Genomic DNA, 16,722 nt, shown 5'->3' with positions numbered 1-16,722 from the left:
CAATGCGCCGATCCGGTCACGGCGGGGCGCTCCCCTAGCGAGTGCCCGGGGAGCGCCCCGGTCAGGAGTCCTCCCGGAAGTCCGCTGCCGTGGTCGCGTCGGTGAGGTGCGGCCAGCGTGCTCCTTCGCCCTTCGGCACGTCACCGAGGATGGTGACCCGGCCTCAGCCCGAAGGCGAGCTGATTCAGGCGACGACCACGCTGAGGCCCTGGGCGTGGAAGTGGGCTGAGGTCGTGGGGCTGACCGAGTCGTCGGTGACGAGAGTCCAGTGCGGACTCAACGGAGTGTGCGCGCGGAAGGGCCGCTGGCCGAGCTTGTCGGCGTGCACCAGGACGTAGACGTGGTCGGCTCGCTGCGCCATGAGCTCCTTGAGGCGGGTCTGCTCGAGATCCGCCTCGCAGATGCCGTGCTCGGCGGTGACGCCGTCGGCGCCCAGGAACGCGCGGTCGAACGTCCGGCGTTCCAGGACGGCCGCGGTCAGCGGACCGACGAACCCCTGGCTGAGCTGCCGCAACGCCCCGCCCAGGCATTCGACGTGCAGATCTGCGTGGGCGAGCTCGTGGAGCACGGTGATCGCCGTGGTGACGACCGTCAGGTCGCTGCGGTGCGACAGCTCGCGGGCGAGGGCCGTGGTGGTGCTGCCGGAGTCGAGCAGAACGGTTTCGCCGGGCTGCACCTGATCGGCGGCCCAGCGGGCGATGGCCTGTTTGGCCTCGGTCGCCTCGCCGTTGCGCTGCCGCAGTGACGCTTCGTGGGCCAGCGGCATCGCGCCGCCGTAGGTCCGGGCCAGCCTGCCTGCGGCCTGCAGCTGCGCGAGGTCGCGCCGGATCGTCGAAGCCGTCACCCCGAACGTGCTCGACAGCTCGTCGACGCTGGTCAATCCGGAGGAGCCGGCCAAGCGCAGGATCGCGGCCCTGCGCTCCCGCGCACCATAGGGCATCGCTTCGCCTCCCGTTCAGCTCACGCGCACAGGTTCGCGGCCTGGCGGATGGCTTCGACCATGCTTTCGCTGCCTGCCTTGCCGGTGCCCGCGATGTCGAAGGCCGTGCCGTGGTCGACCGAGGTGCGGATGACGGGAAGGCCGACGGTGATGTTCACGCCGGTCTCGATGCCGAGCACCTTCACCGGCCCGTGGCCCTGGTCGTGGTACATCGCGACGATGAGGTCGTATTCGCCGCGCGTGGCCAGGAAGAACGCGGTGTCGGCGGGCAGCGGGCCCTGGACGTCGATGCCGTCGGCGCGCAGCTTCTCCAGCGCGGGAACGATCTTCTCGTCCTCTTCGCCGTAGCCGAACAGGCCGTTCTCGCCGGCATGCGGGTTGATGCCGCAGACGCCGATGCGCGGGGACTCGATGCCCGAGTCGCGCAGCGTTCGGTCGCCGCGGCGCACGGTGCGCTCGACGATGCCGGGCTCGATCGCGGCGACGGCGTCGATCAGTCCGATGTGGGTGGTCACGTGGATGACCTTCATCGCCGGGGTCGCCAGCATCATCGACACTTCGTCGGTACCGGTCAGGTGCGCGAGCAGCTCGGTGTGGCCTGGGAATGCGTGCCCGGCGGCGTGCAGCGCCTCCTTGTTCAGCGGCGCGGTGCAGATGGCCTGTGCCGCACCGCTCGTCGCCAGCTCGCTCGCCACCCGGATGTAGTGGTAGGCGGCGTCACCGGCGACCGGGGACACCGCGCCCCACGGGAGATCAGCGGGCAGCAGATCGAGGTCGATGACGTTGATCCGGCCCCGGGTGAAGACCGCGTCGTCGACGGAGTCGACCGCGACCACCTCGGCATCGACACCGAGAATGCCGGCGGCTTTCCGCAACCGGTCGGCGTCGCCGATCACGATGGGACGGCACCGGCCGGCGGTGGGCTCGTCGAGGAGCGCCCCGACGGTGACCTCGGGTCCAATTCCGGCGCCGTCGCCCATCGTCACGGCGATCACGGGGGTGGTGGAGGCACTGTTCACTTCGGCAACCTTTCGATTCCAGCGGGGCGGAGGTGTTCAACGATCCGGGCGAGGCTGTCGCTCTCGCCGAAGCTGCCGGGACGCGTCACCACGGACGTACCGGCGGGGGTGCGGCTGTGCACGGCACCGTGGTGGATCTGGCCGACCGGGACCAGCCTGCGCACGCCGAGCGCGTCGAGCACCAGCCGCGCGGTTTCACCGCCGGTGAGAACGATGTCGACCGGGCCGGGTTGGCGTTCGACGATGCGCGCAGCAGTGGAAGCCAGCCCCCGCACCAGGTTTCGCGACTGCCCGGGTGCGACCGGCTCGGACGGGTCGATGCGCAGGGCGGTCGGTCCGCGTTCGAGTGCGACGAGCGCCCGGGAGAGCGCGGACTCGCTGGTGCCCTGACCGACGAGGTCGGTGGTGCTGCAGGCCACGGTGCGCATTCCGCGCAGCTCGGCGATGCGCAACTGCTCAGCGGCCTCGGGTGAAGCCGTTCCGACCACCAGGAGCAGCGGGTTTCCCGTCGGTGTGATCGGAGTTTCGTCGGCAGGTTCTGGCGCGGTGCGGCCCAGGGCCGCGGCCAGGCCGCCTGAACCGGCGAGTCGAGCCCCATCCGGAGCTGCGGCCACCACGGCATCGAGGTCGGCGTCCATCTCACCGTCGCAGATCGGAACCTCACCGGTGGCGATGCATTCGGCCAAGGCGGCGCGGAGGGATGCCGAGCGGACCGTCTCCAGCGCGATGGTGCGGCAGGGGAGCGGCGTGAGGGCCTCGGCGATGCTGCGTGGCGGGGACGTGCCCTCGACCTGCCACGCGTCCGAGCGGTGCAGCGGGACGCCGTGCAGGTGCGCGACACCGCCCACCACGGACCGGCGCAGCGCGGGCAGCGCGGGTGCGACGACCAGCGGTCGATCCGCGGCGGCGCTCAGCACCGCGCCGACGTTGCCGCGAAGCTGCGAATCGATCTTGACGAAGACGCGGTCCCCCGCACCACGCAGTGCGACGGAGGTGATCCGACCCGCTTCGGTGGCGGGGAGCGCGCGGATGTCGAGGTCCATCACGACCACGGCTTGCGCGTTGTGCGCAGTTGGGGCAGGGTCCTGCCGCGCGAGTTCGACCGTCGTGGACTGCCCGAGGGGTCGTAGGCACGCAGCTGTCTCCACGGCTCCGGACAAGTCGTCGGCCAGGACGAGAAGTCCGTTTTCGAGCAATTCCGGCTCCTCGTCGTAGTTCAGCGCGGTTCTTGCGGCTCGTCCGGCGTCGGTCTTGCGACGTGGCGGCCACGCTAGCGGAATTGCGTGTTTCGCGCCAATGCTATTGCGCGAAACACGCAATCCTGCGATGGTGATCCACGCAACGAGGCCGGGTGGCCACCGCATTCCCCCGAGGAGTCCCCGCATGACCTTTTCCCATTTGGAGGTGCCTGGCGTCGAGGTGCCCATGTCGTCCCTCGTGCTCGGGACGATGACGTTCGGCGACACCGTCGACGCCGCCGGAGCGGCGAAGATGCTCGACACCGCGCTCGACGCGGGCATCACCGCGGTGGACACGGCCAACGGATACGCGGGCGGCGAGACCGAGCGGATCCTCGGTGAGCTCCTACCTGCTCGGCGCGACCGCATCTCGCTGGCCACCAAGGCGGGCATGCCGCACCCGGACGCGGGCGACCACTCGCCGCTGTCGCCGGAGGGCCTGCGGGCCAGCGTCGACGGGAGTCTCTCGCGGCTCGGCGCGGAGCGAATCGACCTGTTCTACCTGCACCAGCCCGACCGCGCGGCCTCGCTCGCCGACACGCTCACCACGGTCGCGAGCCTGGTCGAGGAGGGGAAGATCGGTGCCCTCGGCGTCTCCAACTTCGCCGCCTGGCAGATCGCCGAGCTCAACCACGTCGCTGACGAGGTCGGTGCACCGCGCCCGGTCATCGCCCAGCAGCTGTACAACCTGCTGGCCCGTCGCGTCGAGGACGAGTACGTCGAGTTCGCCGACACGACAGGTTTGCTGACCGTGGTCTACAACCCGCTGGCCGGAGGGCTGCTCACCGGCAGGCACAGCTTCGAGCGCGATCCGTCCTCGGGACGCTTCGCCGACTCGCGGCTCGCCGAGATGTACCGGAAGCGCTACTGGGACGAGCGACTCTTCGGTGCGATCGAACGCCTCGACGGCGTCGCTGAGAACGCCGGGATCCCACTGGTGGAGCTCTCGCTTCGCTGGGTGCTCAGCAAATCGGCCACCGCGGCCGTGCTGCTCGGCGGATCCAAGGTCGCCCAGCTCGAATCCAACATCGCGGCGCTGGGCGCCGGACCGCTCCCGCCGGACGTGGTCGAGGCGTGCGACTCCGTCGGGGAGCTCCTGCGCGGTCCGATGCCCGCCTACAACCGCTGAGATCGTCGCGAACGAAAGGAAAATCCGTGTCCGCAGCGGAATTCGCGCGCAAGCTGCGCGCCCGCGAGAGGGTCGTCGGCTACTGGGTGGTGCTCGACAACCCGATCGGCACCGAGCGCATCGCCCGGCTCGGCTACGACTACGTCGCCGTCGACGCCCAGCACGGCCTGCTCGGCTACTCCGGGCTGCTCAACGCCATGATGGCCATCGACGCCGGCGGTGGGTCCGTCGGCCTGACCCGGGTGGAAGCCAACGATCCCGCGGCCATCGGGCACGCCCTCGACGCGGGTTCGGGTGGGATCATCGTCCCGCTGATCGACTCGGCCGAGGACGCCCGCGCGGCCGTGGCCGCCACGCGCTACCCGCCGCGCGGACGACGCTCCTACGGGCCGATGCGCTCAGGACTGCGGATCGGTCCGCGCCCGGCTAATGCCGACGAGAGCACCGTGCTGCTGGCGATGATCGAGACCCCGCAGGGCCTCGCCAACGTCCGCGAGATCTGCGCGACCGAGGGCATCGACGGCGTCTACGTGGGCCCGTCGGACCTGTGCCTGGCTGTCGGCGGAGCGTTCCCGGGCGATCCGGCCGTGGCCGAAGATTTCGAGCAGGCGGTGGCCGACATCAAGGAGGCGGCAGCCGAAGCGGGAATCGCGGCCGGCATCCACACGCCCGATGGTGCGACCGCTGCGCGCAGGCTGGAACAGGGCTACACGTTCGCCAGCGTCGCCTGCGATTTGGTGCACCTGGAACGGGTGGCGGGCGAGCACTTGGAGGCGGCGAAGTCATGACCGACCTGATCGTCGACGGCGTGCTCCGCGAAGTCGAGCCGAGCCGGTTCGAGACCTACCTGAGCGCGGGCACCGCGCAATCGCACGCCGCCAACCTCATGCCGCTGGCCAGCGGCGAGCTCGGCTGCGCCTGGTTCGCCGGGACGCAGGAAGGGCTCTCCGACATCAACGTCTGGTTCGCCCGCCTCGATCGCGCGGGACGCTGGAGCGAACCTGTCCAGGTCTCGGCCGACCCCGAACGCTCCGAGCAGAATCCGGTCCTCTTCCCCGCGCCCGGTGGCGATCTCTGGTTGCTGTACACCGCGCAGCACTCCGGGGACCAAGACACCGCCGAGGTTCGCCTCGTCGTCTCCGGCGACGAGGGACGCAGCTGGAGCTCGCCGCGCACCCTCATCCCCGCTTCGGACACCGGTGGTGTGTTCGTCCGGCAACCCGTCGTGGTGCTGGAATCCGGCCGCTGGCTGCTCCCGGTCTTCCACTGCGTGCGTCCGGAGACGGGCCGGTGGCGCGGCGACGAGGACACCAGCGCGGTGCTGGTCTCCGACGACCAGGGCACCACCTGGTCGCACCACGAGGTCCCGGGCAGCGCCGGGTGCGTGCACATGAACGTGGTGCCGCTGGCCGAGGGAGGCCTGCTCGCGCTGTTCCGACGCCGTCAGGCCGACGCCATCTTCGCCAGCCGGTCCACCGACGGCATCGCCTGGAGCGAGCCCGAACCGACCGGGCTGCCCAACAACAACTCATCGATCCAGGTCACCGCACTGCGCGATGGGCGTCTCGCGCTGGCCTACAACCACAGCAGCGCCGCGGACGCCACGGAGCGCCGCGCCTCCCTCTACGACGAGATCGACGGCGACTCGATCACCGACCCCGCTGCGGCGCAGGAACGACCGCCCGGAACCGCGTTCTGGGGTGCCCCGCGCGCCCCGCTGTCCGTGGCCCTGTCCGACGACGGCGGGCGCAGCTGGCCGGTTCGCCGCGACGTGGAGGTCGGCGACGGCTACTGCCTGACCAACAACTCCCGCGACGGCCTCAACCGCGAGCTGTCCTACCCCTCGATCACGCAGACCGACGACGGCGACCTGCACGTCGCATTCACCTACTTCCGCCGGGCCATCAAGCACGTTCGCGTGTCGCCCACTTGGTTCGGCGGCTGAACCTCGGCCTTGCAATGGAGCAGCCATGGCTAGTGAACTCAACGCGAAACCCGCGGCGGTGAATCACCCGGGCCCACCCGAAACCTGGTCGGGCTACCTGCGAAGCATGGGGCCCGGCATCGTCGTGGTGATGTCCTGGCTGGGGACCGGCGATTTCATCAGCGCCTCGGTCTCCGGATCCACCTTCGGCTACGCGCTGATCTGGACTCTGGTGGTCGCCACCTTCTCCCGGTACTTCATCGTCTCGGCGATGTCGAAGTACCAGTTGTGCAACGCAGTTGGCGACGAAACCATCCTGGACGGCTACGGCAGGGTGTGGAAGGGCTTCCCGATGTTCATCGGGGCCACCACCTGCGTGCTCGGCTTCGTCTACGTCTCCTTCCTGACCCTGGCCGCGGCGACCGCGCTCGACGCCCTGTTTTGGCCGATCCTGCCGCTGGGCAGCTGGGGCATCCCGCTGTGGGCGGTGTTCACCACCGCCGTGGCCTACGCGCTGGCCTCACGGCGCAAGGGACACTTCCGCGGGCTCGAGATCGTCGCCCAGATCACCATGGCCGTGCTCGTGGTCTGCTTCCTGCTGGCGTTGATCGGCACCGGTCTCGACGTGCCGAAGCTGTTCGGCGGGTTGCTGTTCGAGATGCCACTTGGTGAAGCCGGGTACATCACGGCGGCGAGCACAGCGGTCGGTCTCATCGGTGCTGTCGGCGGCTCCGCGGCCAACCTGCTCTACCCGTACCTGATGCACGAGAAGGGCTGGCGCGGACCCGGATACCTCAAGTTGCAGCGGCTGGACCTGCGCTTCGGCAGCTTCGTGATGTTCGGTCTGGTGCTGGCGGTCTGGGTGGTCGCGGCCGAAACCCTGCACGGAACCGGCGAAAGCGTGTCCTCTGCGGACGGTCTCGCGAGCATGATGGAGAAGGCGATCGGACCGGCCGGGCCACCGATCATGTGGCTGGCGATCTTCTTCACCGTGTTCAACAACATCGTCACCCAGCCGCGCGTGTTCGTGCGCATGTTCGTGGAGTCGTTGCACAAGTCGCGTCCCGAACGGCTGGAGCGACTGCGCGCCAACCGCGATCTGGCTGGTGTGGCGGACAAGGAGACGTTCTCCTACGACCCGCTGTTCTGGATCATCCTCACGGTGATCATGACCGTGCCGATCGTGTTCTCGTTGCCCGGAATGCCCGGCATGGTGATCATCACCCTGCTCGGCAATTCGGTGAACGTGCTGACCGTGCCCATGATCATTGTCGGGCTCATCGTGATGACCACGAAGCGCTCCCTGATGACCGACGGTTACGCCAACAAGTGGTGGGAGACCACGGTCCTCGCCCTCATCGGCGCGGTCGGGCTCTGGGCCACCTACGAGTTGTGCACGAGCATCGCGAGCAACCTCGCTGGCTGATACCACGTGCTTCGCAGTCCCGGGCGAGCAGAGTCCGGGACTGCGAAGCATGTTTCACCTGTGCGCGTGCCCGAGCGCGCAGGAGCCCCCGCCGCTCGGCGGGAAAATCGGATCCTCCGGAGGCCCGATGACCATCGCTCATCGCCGTGCACCCCATTCTTTCGCGGATCGATTGACCTGTCGCGAATGAGGGCGATCCTGAGCACGACCCGACTGGGTTCGGCGGTTCCGGCCTGTGCGGAGAAGCCTCGCGATCTGCGGTTCTTGGGCGGTCAGGCCGCTGACTGCCCAGGTTGGAGAACGCTGCTCATCAACCCGTAGGCGTCGGTTCTTTTGACTTCCCCCGGTCATCGACCAAGGCATCGCCAATGCGAAACCGTTCCCGATTCCAGTGGGAACCCGACTCCGGATTTCCACTGAGATCGGGGACGGTCTGCTCGTGCGCTGGCCGGTTTCGGCCGTCGCGAGGGTGAACCCGGGGTGGAACGCGGTGATGTCGGGCCGCGTGCGTGGCGAGCGGGCAGTGTTGACCGGTCGTGATGCGGGCTGAGGAGGGGCTGTGCTCACCGTCGGCTGCGCGGTCGGGCTATGCGGCGTATCCGACGTCGACCCTCAGCACTGAGCCGGTGACGTAGGAGGCCTGCGGGCTGGCGAGAAGACGACGCCTGCGGCGATCTCCTCCGGCTTGCCGTACCGCCCCATCGCCGTCGTCGGGCAGGAACGTGGATGCCGCCGGGCCGTCGGCGGGGTTTCCTTCGGTGTCGACGAACCCGGGCTGGATGACGTTGACCGTGATGCCCCGGCGCGCCAGATCTCGTGCGGTGGCCAACAGCACCTGCGAGCTCGGTAACGCCGATCCGGAAGTCCCTCGATCACGCTCGCCGCACCTACGAGACGATCACCGCGCTGATCGCCGACTGCGTCACCCGCGCCGAACGGGAGGGCGACCTGCCTGCCGGAGACGATCCGGTCGCACTGGCACGGGCCCTCCTGGCCGCGCAGCAAGGGCTGGTGTTCATGAACCGGACCGGGCTGGACGTGGCCGCGCTCACCGCCACGGCACGGTCGTTGGCGGCACAGCTCCTGCCGGACCGCTCCGGCGACTGAACCGACAGGCACGAACCGACCCTTCCTCCGCCGGTGCGCGATCAGGTTGGCAAAGGCCCGCCGATCCGGACCCTCATCGAATCCGTCCCCGATCTCAGTGGAAATCCGGACTCGGATTTCCACTGAAATCGGGGACGGGCTGCTCGCGGGGTGCCGGTTGACGGAGTGACGCCGGGCACAGTTCGGCCTTCTTCGGGAATGGGAATGCGGGGCGACGTGAAGCCGTGACCTGCCGTTTCGTGGTTCCGAACCGTTTCGTGGCGCGATGAGAAGAAGTGGTTATCGCCCCATAGGTGTCGGTTCTTTGACTTCGGTTCGAGATCGGCATTAGCTGGCGGTAGTCGCGATTCCACAGTGGCGCAACGGTGCGCGAGGGATGAACAGGGGAACGGCCAGAGCATGAGTCGTGGGGAAGATCCGGTCGACGATTTGAAGGTGACCGCACCGAAGACGTGGGCCACCGGGGCGCCGGCGGTCGGGCATGCGTTGCAGTACTCGCTCAGCCAGACCTCGCCGCGGCGGACCGCGCTGACACTCCTGAACCTCAACCAGGGCAAGGGAATAGACTGCCCCGGCTGCGCGTGGCCCGATCCGGACCCGAAGCACCGGCCGATGAACGAGTACTGCGAGAACGGCGCCAAGCACGTCAACGACGAGGCGACCTCGCGCCGCGTCACCCGCGAGTTCTTCCAGCAGCACTCGGTATCCGAGCTCGACGAGAAGTCCGACTACTGGCTCAACCAGCAGGGGCGCCTGACCGAACCCATGGTCAAGCGCTCCGACTCGGACTTCTACGAGCCGATCAGCTGGGACGACGCCCTCGACCTGCTCGCAGCGGAACTGCGCGCGCTCAACTCGCCGAACGAGGCCCTGTTCTACACCTCGGGCCGGGTCAGCAACGAGGCCGCGTTCCTGCTCCAGCTGTTCGCGCGGGCCTACGGCACCAACAACCTGCCGGACTGCAGCAACATGTGCCACGAGTCCAGCGGCTCGGCCATGCAGGAGACGCTCGGCGTCGGCAAGGGCACCGTCAGCCTCGACGACCTGCACCACTGCGACCTGATCTTCGTCATCGGCCAGAACCCGGGCACCAACCACCCGCGGATGCTGACCGCGCTGGAACGCGCGAAGCACAACGGTGGCGAGGTCGTCGCCGTCAACCCGCTGCCCGAAGCCGGGCTGATGCGGTTCAAGAACCCGCAGAAGGTCCGCGGCGTGCTCGGCCGGGGCACCGCGATCGCCGACCAGTTCCTGCAGATCCGCCCCGGCGGCGACCTCGCGCTGTTCAAGGCGCTGAACCTGCTGCTGCTCGAAGCCGAGGACGCCGCACCGGGCACCGTCCTGGACCACGAGTTCATCCGCACCCACACCACCCGCTTCAAGGAGTTCGCCCGCCAGGCGCGCGAGCTGTCCTGGGACGAGGTGCACGCCGCGACCGGGCTCACCCGCGCCGAGATGGAGCAGGTGCGCGACCGCGTCCTTGCCAGCAACAGCGTCATCGCCTGCTGGGCCATGGGCTTGACCCAGCAGAAGCACGGCGTCGCCACCATCCGCGAGATCGTCAACTTCCTGATGTTGCGCGGCAACATCGGCAAACCCGGCGCCGGTGCGTGCCCGGTGCGCGGGCACAGCAACGTCCAGGGCGACCGCACCATGGGCATCTGGGAACGGGTCCCGCAGTCCTTCCTGGACTCCCTCGAAGCTGAATTCGGCTTCGCACCGCCGAAGGAGCACGGCTGGGACTCGGTGGACTCCATCCGGGCGATGCTCGACGGACGCGCGCGGTTCTTCCTCGGAGTGGCGGGCAACTTCGTCCGCGCCACGCCGGACAGCGAGGTGACCGAGAAGGCGATGCGCCAATGCCGGCTGACGGCGCACATCTCCACCAAGCTCAACCGGTCCCACACCGTGTGCGGTGAAACCGCCCTGATACTGCCCACCTTGGGGCGCAGCGACCGGGACGTGCAGGGCGGCGTCGAGCAGTTCGTCACCGTCGAGGACTCGATGAGCATGGTGCACGCGTCCTTCGGCCGGCTCGAACCGGCTTCGGAGGCGCTGCTCAGCGAGGTCGCGATCCTGTCCCGGCTGGCCCGCCGGACGCTGGGGGAGGACCCGGCCATCCCGTGGGAGGAGTTCGAGGCGAACTACGACGCGATCCGCGACCGGATCTCGCGGGTCGTGCCCGACTTCGAGGACTTCAACCGGCGAGTGGCCGACCCGGCGGGATTCACGCTGCCGAACCCGGTCAACAGCGGTGATTTCCGCACGCCGAGCGGCAAGGCGGTGTTCAGCTCCAACGACTTCGAGTGGCTCGCGGCGCCCGACGGGTACCTGGTCCTGCAGTCGCTGCGCTCGCACGACCAGTGGAACACCATCCCCTACGCCAACGACGACCGCTACCGCGGCATCCACGACGCCCGCCGCGTCGTCATGGTCAACCCCGCGGACCTCGACGAGCTCGGGATCGCCGACCGCTCCGCGGTGGACCTGGTCAGCGTGTGGCACGACGGGGTCGAGCGGCGGGCGCCGAACTTCCGCGTGGTCGCCTACCCGGCGGCGCGGGGATCGGCGGCCGCGTACTACCCGGAGACCAACGTGCTCGTCCCGCTCGACAGCGTCGCCGACGTCAGCAACACGCCGACGTCCAAGGGCGTCATCGTCCGCCTGGAACCGGTCGCCGGGCAGGATTGACCCCGGAACCCGATAAGGGGCCGCCTCGCACGTGGTGCGGCGCGGCCCCTTCGGGTGGGGTCACATCCTGGTGGAGCCGTCCTTGATGGCCTCCCGGATCCGGAAGTAGGTGCCGCAGCGGCACACGTTGCGGATCTCCTCGATGTCGGCGTCGGTGATCTCACGGCCCTTCGCGCGGGCCTGCTTCACCTTGGCGACCGCAGCCATGATCTGGCCCGGCTGGCAGTAGCCGCACTGCACGACGTCGTGGTCGAGCCACGCCTCCTGCATCGGGTGCAACTCCTCGCCGACGGTGTCCGGCAGGCCCTCGATCGTGGTGATCTCATCGGACTCCCCGACGTCCTTGACCTGCACCGAGCAGGGGTTGAACGCCTTGCCGTTGATGTGGCTGGTGCACGCCTTGCAGACGTTGATCCCGCACCCGTACTTCGGACCCGTGACGCCGAGCAGGTCGCGGATGACCCACAGCAGCCGCACGTCGTCCTCGACGTCCACGGTGATCTGCTTGCCGTTGAGCTTGAAGGTGTGCTCGGGCATTCTGCCTCCTCAGTAGGTGTGGTCCAGGCCGTTGGTCGGCGACGGCGGCAACGGCGGGACGTGCGGGTAGGGCTCGAACGCGAGCGGATCGTTGTGGTTGATCGGGAAGTACGTCGGCGTCTTGCCGGTGGCCGCGCGGTAGGCGCAGGCGGTGGCCGCGAACGCGGGAGCGACGCCCATCTCGCCGCCACCGGAGGGCATCTCGCTCTCCTCGGCGGGCAGGATCACCGGCGTGAACTCGAACGGCAGGTTCCACTGCCGGCAGTAGAAGAAGTTGTCCCAGCTGGCCTCGGCGATGCGGCCCTCGTCGAGGTGAACGCTGGCGGTCAGCGCCTGCGCGAGACCGTCGATGAAGCCGCCCTGCATCATGGCTTCGAGCCCGAGCGGGTTGACCACGATGTGCCCGGGGATCGTGACGAGCACCCCCCGCGTCACCCGAGGCCCCGTGACACCGTCGCGGACCGGCCGGTTGACCGTCTCCGGACGGCAGTCGATCTCCACGAAGCAGGCCATGGTGTTCTTGTACTCGTGGTGCAGCGCGATGCCGTGGCCGACGCCGTCCGGGGTGGGCTGGCCCCACCCGCCGACCTCAGCGGCCTTGTCCAGGACCTTCAGCAGGTTCTCGTTCTTGACGTACTTGCGCCGGAAGTCGTACGGGTTCATGCCCATCTTCTCGGCGAGCTCGTCGACGAACAGCTCCCGCGTGGTCGCCACGTCCGGCGAGTACACGTTGCGCGTGCTGCCGGTGTTGAAGCCGCCGCGCTTCTGGTTGTTGGACGGGCTCTGGTGGGTCTCGGTCAGCAACGTCTTGGTGACGCCGAAGTTGTACAGCGACGGCGTGGTCAGCGTGAAGATGACCTCCGAGACCGAGTACCCGGCCAGCGGCAGCCGGGTCGCCGTCGAGGTCAGCGCTTCGCCGAAGCCGTGGCTGAAATCGGTGCGCACACTGGCGAGGTGCTGTTCCAGGCTGATCACGTCGTTGGTGAACGACGCCCGGATCGTGCCCACCGACATCGGGTGGACGCGGCCCTGCCTGCAGTCGTCGGCGCGGTGCCACATGAGCTTGACCGGCTTGCCGACCTCCTTCGAGATCTCGGCGGCCTCGGAAGCGGCGTCGTGGAACAGGCAGCGGCCGAACGAACCGCCGCCGGGCACCACGTGAACGGTCACCTGGGGCTGCGCGAGCCCGAGCTCTTGGGCGATGGCCGCTTGCGCGACGATCGGGATCTTGACCGTCGACCAGATCTCGGCTCGGTCGGGTCGGACGTCGGCGATCGCGGAGTTGACGCCCAGCGCGCTGCCGTTGACGAAACCGAAGGTGTACTGGCGCTCCAAGGTCTGCGACGCCGGCGTCGGCGGGATCACCGGTGGCGGTGTCGCGGCCTTCAGCTTCTGCTCGACCGTCGCGTCGGACTCGCCGTCCACCGGGCCCGGTCCCCACGACACGTCCAGCGCGTTGACCGCGTCGATGCACTGCCCGAAGGTCTCGCCGCGCACCGCGACACCGCTGCTGATCTGCACGACGTCGGTGACGCCCGGCATCGTGCGCACCTGGTCGATGTTGTTCACCGCGCGCACGGTGCCGTTGATCGTCGGTGGCCGGCAGACCATCGTCGGCTTCGCGCCGGGGACCTGCAGGTCGGTGGTGAACTCCTTGCGCCCGGTCACCGCCTCCAGCGCGTCGATGCGCCTGGTCGGTTTGCCGACGACCTTGAACTCCGACTCGGGCTTGAGGTCCACCTCGACCTCGGTCGTGGTGTCGCTGGCCGCCTTGTGGACGAGGTCGCCGTAGGCGATGGCGTTGCCCGCCGCCGAGGTGATCGTCCCGAGCTTGGCGGTCAGCAGGTCAGCCTGTTCGCCGAGGACGTGGCCGGCGGCTTCCAGCAGCCGGCCCTTGGCGATCGCGGCCGCCGTGCGCACCGGCCAGTACAGCGCGCTGATCGAGGCGGAACCGCCGGTGAGCTGGTTGAACACCAGCTCGGGCCGTGCGTCGGCGAGGGTGATGTGCACCTTCTCCAGGGGCAACTCGAGTTCCTCGGCGATGAGCATCGCGATCGCAGTGGTCAGGCCCTGACCGACCTCGGTGCGGTGGAGCGCGAAGGTGGCGGAGCCGTCCTCGTTGAGCTGGATGGAGATGAGGTTCGCGGTGGGACGTGCGGCGTAGACCAGTCCGTCGGTGAGGTCGACGTGATCGGCGACCTGCGGGGTCGGCGGCACGCCCGCGCCGGTCGCGGCTGCTGCCGCGGGGGAGCCGAGGAGGGATCCGCCGCCCAGCTCGGCGGCGGCCACCAGCGTCGGCGCAGCCAGCAGGTATCCGAGGAAGCGGCGCCTGCTGGGGTTGGTGGCGCCGGGTGCGGTGGTGTCCGTGCGACTGGAGCGCATGGGGCTCAACCTTTCGACGGGCTTGTCAGTTCGGAAGCGTCGCGAGGTTCGGGAACTCGGTGTCGCGGTGGTTTTCCGGATGGTGGGAACTCGTCGGTGCGAGTCGGTTGGCGAGTCATGTTGCAGGACCGGATTCCGCCTCCAATACCCCCGAGATGGGGTGATCGGGAGGTCACGGACAGTGCCGGACGAACGGAACCGGAACACCGGAGGTCAGCGGTTCGGGACTGTGACCGGCGTCATGATCTCGTTACTGGAAGTGCTCGAACAACCACCCGTACGGATGCCCCCGTAAGTGGGTAGGTGGGGCGTGCTGTGCGCGGAGGAAATCGTTCCAGCGGCCAAATGGCGGGTATGGTCGTACAACTCAGTGCCACTACGGGTGGTGGGTGTCTTCGGCGTGAACCGGAACGCGTCGATCAGCCGATGGAGGACGGACACTATGGCCGGCAGCGGAGACGGCAACGGCGCCGTGACGCGGAGACCCGACGACCGGATGGGCGGGGAAGCTCGTCTGCGACCGGACGATCGCGACGCGCTGCGCGCTGAACTGCGCTCGGTGTCGACGGGATCGGACTTCCCGGTCGCCTTCGGCGGCGAGGTCACCAGCTCCAGCGTCCGGCTCACCGAGTGCTTCGGCACCTTGACCACGCGCCTGCGCGACCTGGAAGTGCAGGAGGGCAGGGGAGTTGGCGGCCAGGCGCTGGCGTTCGGCAGGCCCATCGGCGTCGTCGACTACGGAGCCGCCAGGCACATCACCCACGACTACGACGGCCCGGTGATGGCCGAGCGGCTGTCTGCGGTGCTCGCGGTCCCCGTGCGGGTGCGCGGGAAGTGCCGTGCCGTGCTCTACGGAGCGATCCGCCAGCGGGTCGCCGTCGGGGACCGGGCGCGGGACTCGCTGATCGCGGCGGGGCGACGCCTGGCCGCCGAACTGGCGGTCCGCGACGAGGTCGACCGGCGGATGTCGATGGCCGAAGCGGTCGCGGCCACCCGGCGCCCCGACGTCGCCGACGTGGCCAACCTGGAAGAGCTGCGGTCGGTGCACTCGGAGCTGTGCGCGATCGCCGGTTCGGTGGAGGACGTGAACCTGCGGACCCGGATGTACGAGGTCGCGCAGCGCCTCACCGACCTGAGGACGGGCGAGACCGAGTCGGCACCGCAGCTCCGGCTGTCCCGCCGGGAGATCGACGTCCTCTCGCAGGTGGCGCTCGGCTGCACCAATGCCGAGGTGGCGGAACGGCTTTCGCTCGCACCCGAGACCGTGAAGGCGTACCTGCGCGCGGCGATGCGCAGGCTGGGCGCGCGCACCCGGCACGAGGCCGTCGTGCGCGCGCGATCCGCCTGGCTGCTGCCCTGAAGCCCGGGTCTACCCCAATTCGGGTGTAACGCGGGCACGACCCCGGTCCCTACTGTGTGCGGGCACGAACACACGCCACCTGCCGGGAGGAAATCGTGCCTGCGGTCGAGCTGTCCTACGCGTCCGGTGTTTCAGACGAGCCGTTGCTGGGCGACACCATCGGGGAGAACCTCCAACGCACGGCCGCCCGCTTCCCCGATCAGGACGCGCTGGTGGAGGTGTCCACGGGGCGTCGCTGGACCTACCGGGACTTCCTCGCGGAGGTGGACGTCGTCGCGGCCGGTCTGCTCGAAGCGGGCATCGTCAAGGGGGACAGGGTGGGCGTGTGGGCGCCCAACCGTGCTGAGTGGACGCTGACCCAGTACGCGACCGCCAAGATCGGCGCGATCTTGGTCAACATCAACCCCGCCTACCGGTCGCACGAGCTGGAGTACGTGCTCAACCAGGCCGGGGTCCGGATGCTGATCTCGGCGAAGTCGTTCAAGGGCTCCGACTACGCAGCCATCGTGGACGAGGTGCGCAGCAGGTGCGCGGCACTGGACGAGGTCGTGCACTTCGACGACCCGAGCTGGCAGCGGTTGCTGGATTCGGGGCGCGCGGCCGACCCGGAGCGCGTTCGGTCGGCGCAGTCGACCCTGTCGGCGGATGATCCGATCAACATCCAGTACACGTCGGGTACGACGGGTTTTCCGAAGGGTGCGACGTTGTCGCATCACAACATCTTGAACAACGGTTTCCTCGTGGGGGAGTTGTGCGGGTATTCGGAGGTGGATCGGGTGGCGATCGTGCCGCCGTTCTACCACTGCTTCGGGATGGTGATGGGGAACTTGGCGTGCACGAGCCATGGTTCGGCGATGGTGATCCCGTCGGAGGGTTTTGATCCGGGGTCGGCGTTGAGGGCGGTGGCGCAGGAGCGGTGCACGTCGTTGTACGGGGTGCCGACGATGTTCATCGCGGAGTTGGATCATC

Annotated in this window: 14 protein-coding genes; 8 read left to right on the top strand and 6 right to left on the bottom strand. The window is 68.9% G+C overall.

The window, feature by feature from the left end:
• Nucleotides 1-184: 184 nt before the first annotated feature.
• From E1161_RS18110 to E1161_RS18100, 3 genes are read right to left on the bottom strand one after another with little or no spacing between them, the layout of a single operon-like run.
• Complete coding sequence (locus E1161_RS18110) at nt 185-940, bottom strand: DeoR/GlpR family DNA-binding transcription regulator (RefSeq protein WP_132624803.1); 756 nt, start codon at nt 938-940, stop codon at nt 185-187.
• A gap of 20 nt (nt 941-960) precedes the next feature.
• A complete protein-coding gene (gene pdxA, locus E1161_RS18105; protein ID WP_235875125.1) occupies nt 961-1,959 on the bottom strand; it encodes a 4-hydroxythreonine-4-phosphate dehydrogenase PdxA in 999 nt (332 codons plus the stop codon).
• On the bottom strand, nt 1,956-3,155 hold the full coding sequence (locus tag E1161_RS18100; protein WP_207920288.1) for a four-carbon acid sugar kinase family protein: 1,200 nt from the start codon (nt 3,153-3,155) through the stop codon (nt 1,956-1,958). Before E1161_RS18100 ends, pdxA begins: the two co-directional genes overlap by 4 nt.
• Before the next feature lie 187 nt (nt 3,156-3,342).
• Here E1161_RS18100 and E1161_RS18095 point away from each other — a divergent pair, with 187 nt between their 5' ends.
• Genes E1161_RS18095 through E1161_RS18080 form a run of 4 tightly spaced genes read left to right on the top strand, consistent with a single transcriptional unit; the run spans nt 3,343 to nt 7,676 of the window.
• A complete protein-coding gene (locus tag E1161_RS18095; RefSeq protein ID WP_132624801.1) occupies nt 3,343-4,326 on the top strand; it encodes an aldo/keto reductase in 984 nt (327 codons plus the stop codon).
• Between the two features lie 26 nt (nt 4,327-4,352).
• Nucleotides 4,353-5,114, top strand: a complete 762-nt coding sequence (locus tag E1161_RS18090; protein WP_132624799.1) for an HpcH/HpaI aldolase family protein — start codon at nt 4,353-4,355, stop codon at nt 5,112-5,114.
• Complete coding sequence (locus tag E1161_RS18085) at nt 5,111-6,271, top strand: sialidase family protein (protein WP_132624797.1); 1,161 nt, start codon at nt 5,111-5,113, stop codon at nt 6,269-6,271. Before E1161_RS18090 ends, E1161_RS18085 begins: the two co-directional genes overlap by 4 nt.
• A 25-nt stretch (nt 6,272-6,296) precedes the next feature.
• The gene (locus tag E1161_RS18080) at nt 6,297-7,676 is read left to right on the top strand and encodes an Nramp family divalent metal transporter (RefSeq protein ID WP_132624795.1); all 1,380 of its coding nucleotides are present in this window, start codon (nt 6,297-6,299) and stop codon (nt 7,674-7,676) included.
• Nucleotides 7,677-8,262: 586 nt separating this feature from the next.
• Here the strand turns inward: E1161_RS18080 and E1161_RS18075 are convergent.
• A complete protein-coding gene (locus E1161_RS18075; RefSeq protein WP_165939855.1) occupies nt 8,263-8,505 on the bottom strand; it encodes an SDR family oxidoreductase in 243 nt (80 codons plus the stop codon).
• Here E1161_RS18075 and E1161_RS18070 point away from each other — a divergent pair.
• Together E1161_RS18070 and E1161_RS18065 are read left to right on the top strand one after the other, a co-directional pair.
• Complete coding sequence (locus tag E1161_RS18070) at nt 8,493-8,783, top strand: hypothetical protein (protein WP_235875124.1); 291 nt, start codon at nt 8,493-8,495, stop codon at nt 8,781-8,783. The genes E1161_RS18075 and E1161_RS18070 overlap by 13 nt on opposite strands.
• Before the next feature lie 399 nt (nt 8,784-9,182).
• Nucleotides 9,183-11,474 (top strand): FdhF/YdeP family oxidoreductase, encoded by a 2,292-nt coding sequence (locus E1161_RS18065; RefSeq protein WP_132624791.1) that lies wholly within the window; start codon nt 9,183-9,185, stop codon nt 11,472-11,474.
• A 60-nt stretch (nt 11,475-11,534) separates the two neighbouring features.
• Here the strand turns inward: E1161_RS18065 and E1161_RS18060 are convergent, their stop codons facing one another.
• Nucleotides 11,535-12,011, bottom strand: a complete 477-nt coding sequence (locus E1161_RS18060) for a (2Fe-2S)-binding protein (RefSeq protein ID WP_132624789.1) — start codon at nt 12,009-12,011, stop codon at nt 11,535-11,537.
• Between the two features lie 9 nt (nt 12,012-12,020).
• Complete coding sequence (locus E1161_RS18055) at nt 12,021-14,393, bottom strand: molybdopterin cofactor-binding domain-containing protein (RefSeq protein WP_132624787.1); 2,373 nt, start codon at nt 14,391-14,393, stop codon at nt 12,021-12,023.
• 442 nt (nt 14,394-14,835) lie between these two features.
• Here E1161_RS18055 and E1161_RS18050 point away from each other — a divergent pair, with 442 nt between their 5' ends.
• Together E1161_RS18050 and E1161_RS18045 are read left to right on the top strand one after the other, a co-directional pair.
• Nucleotides 14,836-15,753 carry a response regulator transcription factor gene (locus E1161_RS18050; RefSeq protein WP_235875123.1) on the top strand — a complete coding sequence of 306 codons (918 nt, stop codon included), beginning with the start codon at nt 14,836-14,838 and terminating at the stop codon, nt 15,751-15,753.
• Nucleotides 15,754-15,848: 95 nt separating this feature from the next.
• On the top strand, nt 15,849-16,722 hold an 874-nt coding region (locus E1161_RS18045), incomplete at its 3' end, for an AMP-binding protein (protein ID WP_165939854.1).

It is taken from the genome of Saccharopolyspora aridisoli, assembly GCF_004348445.1.
In the GTDB taxonomy this organism is placed as follows: domain Bacteria; phylum Actinomycetota; class Actinomycetes; order Mycobacteriales; family Pseudonocardiaceae; genus Saccharopolyspora; species Saccharopolyspora aridisoli.
The sequence above is the reverse complement of the archived record's forward strand: the minus strand, read 5'-3'. Positions and strand labels throughout refer to the sequence as shown.

What these genes read in the sequence shown, in the direction of transcription:
- E1161_RS18110 (WP_132624803.1), bottom strand. Translation starts at nt 940, where the DNA reads ATGCCCTATGGTGCGCGGGAGCGCAGGGCCGCGATCCTGCGCTTGGCC.
- E1161_RS18095 (WP_132624801.1), top strand. Translation starts at nt 3,343, where the DNA reads ATGACCTTTTCCCATTTGGAGGTGCCTGGCGTCGAGGTGCCCATGTCG.
- E1161_RS18085 (WP_132624797.1), top strand. Translation starts at nt 5,111, where the DNA reads ATGACCGACCTGATCGTCGACGGCGTGCTCCGCGAAGTCGAGCCGAGC.
- E1161_RS18080 (WP_132624795.1), top strand. Translation starts at nt 6,297, where the DNA reads ATGGCTAGTGAACTCAACGCGAAACCCGCGGCGGTGAATCACCCGGGC.
- E1161_RS18065 (WP_132624791.1), top strand. Translation starts at nt 9,183, where the DNA reads ATGAGTCGTGGGGAAGATCCGGTCGACGATTTGAAGGTGACCGCACCG.
- E1161_RS18060 (WP_132624789.1), bottom strand. Translation starts at nt 12,011, where the DNA reads ATGCCCGAGCACACCTTCAAGCTCAACGGCAAGCAGATCACCGTGGAC.
- E1161_RS18055 (WP_132624787.1), bottom strand. Translation starts at nt 14,393, where the DNA reads ATGCGCTCCAGTCGCACGGACACCACCGCACCCGGCGCCACCAACCCC.
- E1161_RS18050 (WP_235875123.1), top strand. Translation starts at nt 14,836, where the DNA reads ATGGCCGGCAGCGGAGACGGCAACGGCGCCGTGACGCGGAGACCCGAC.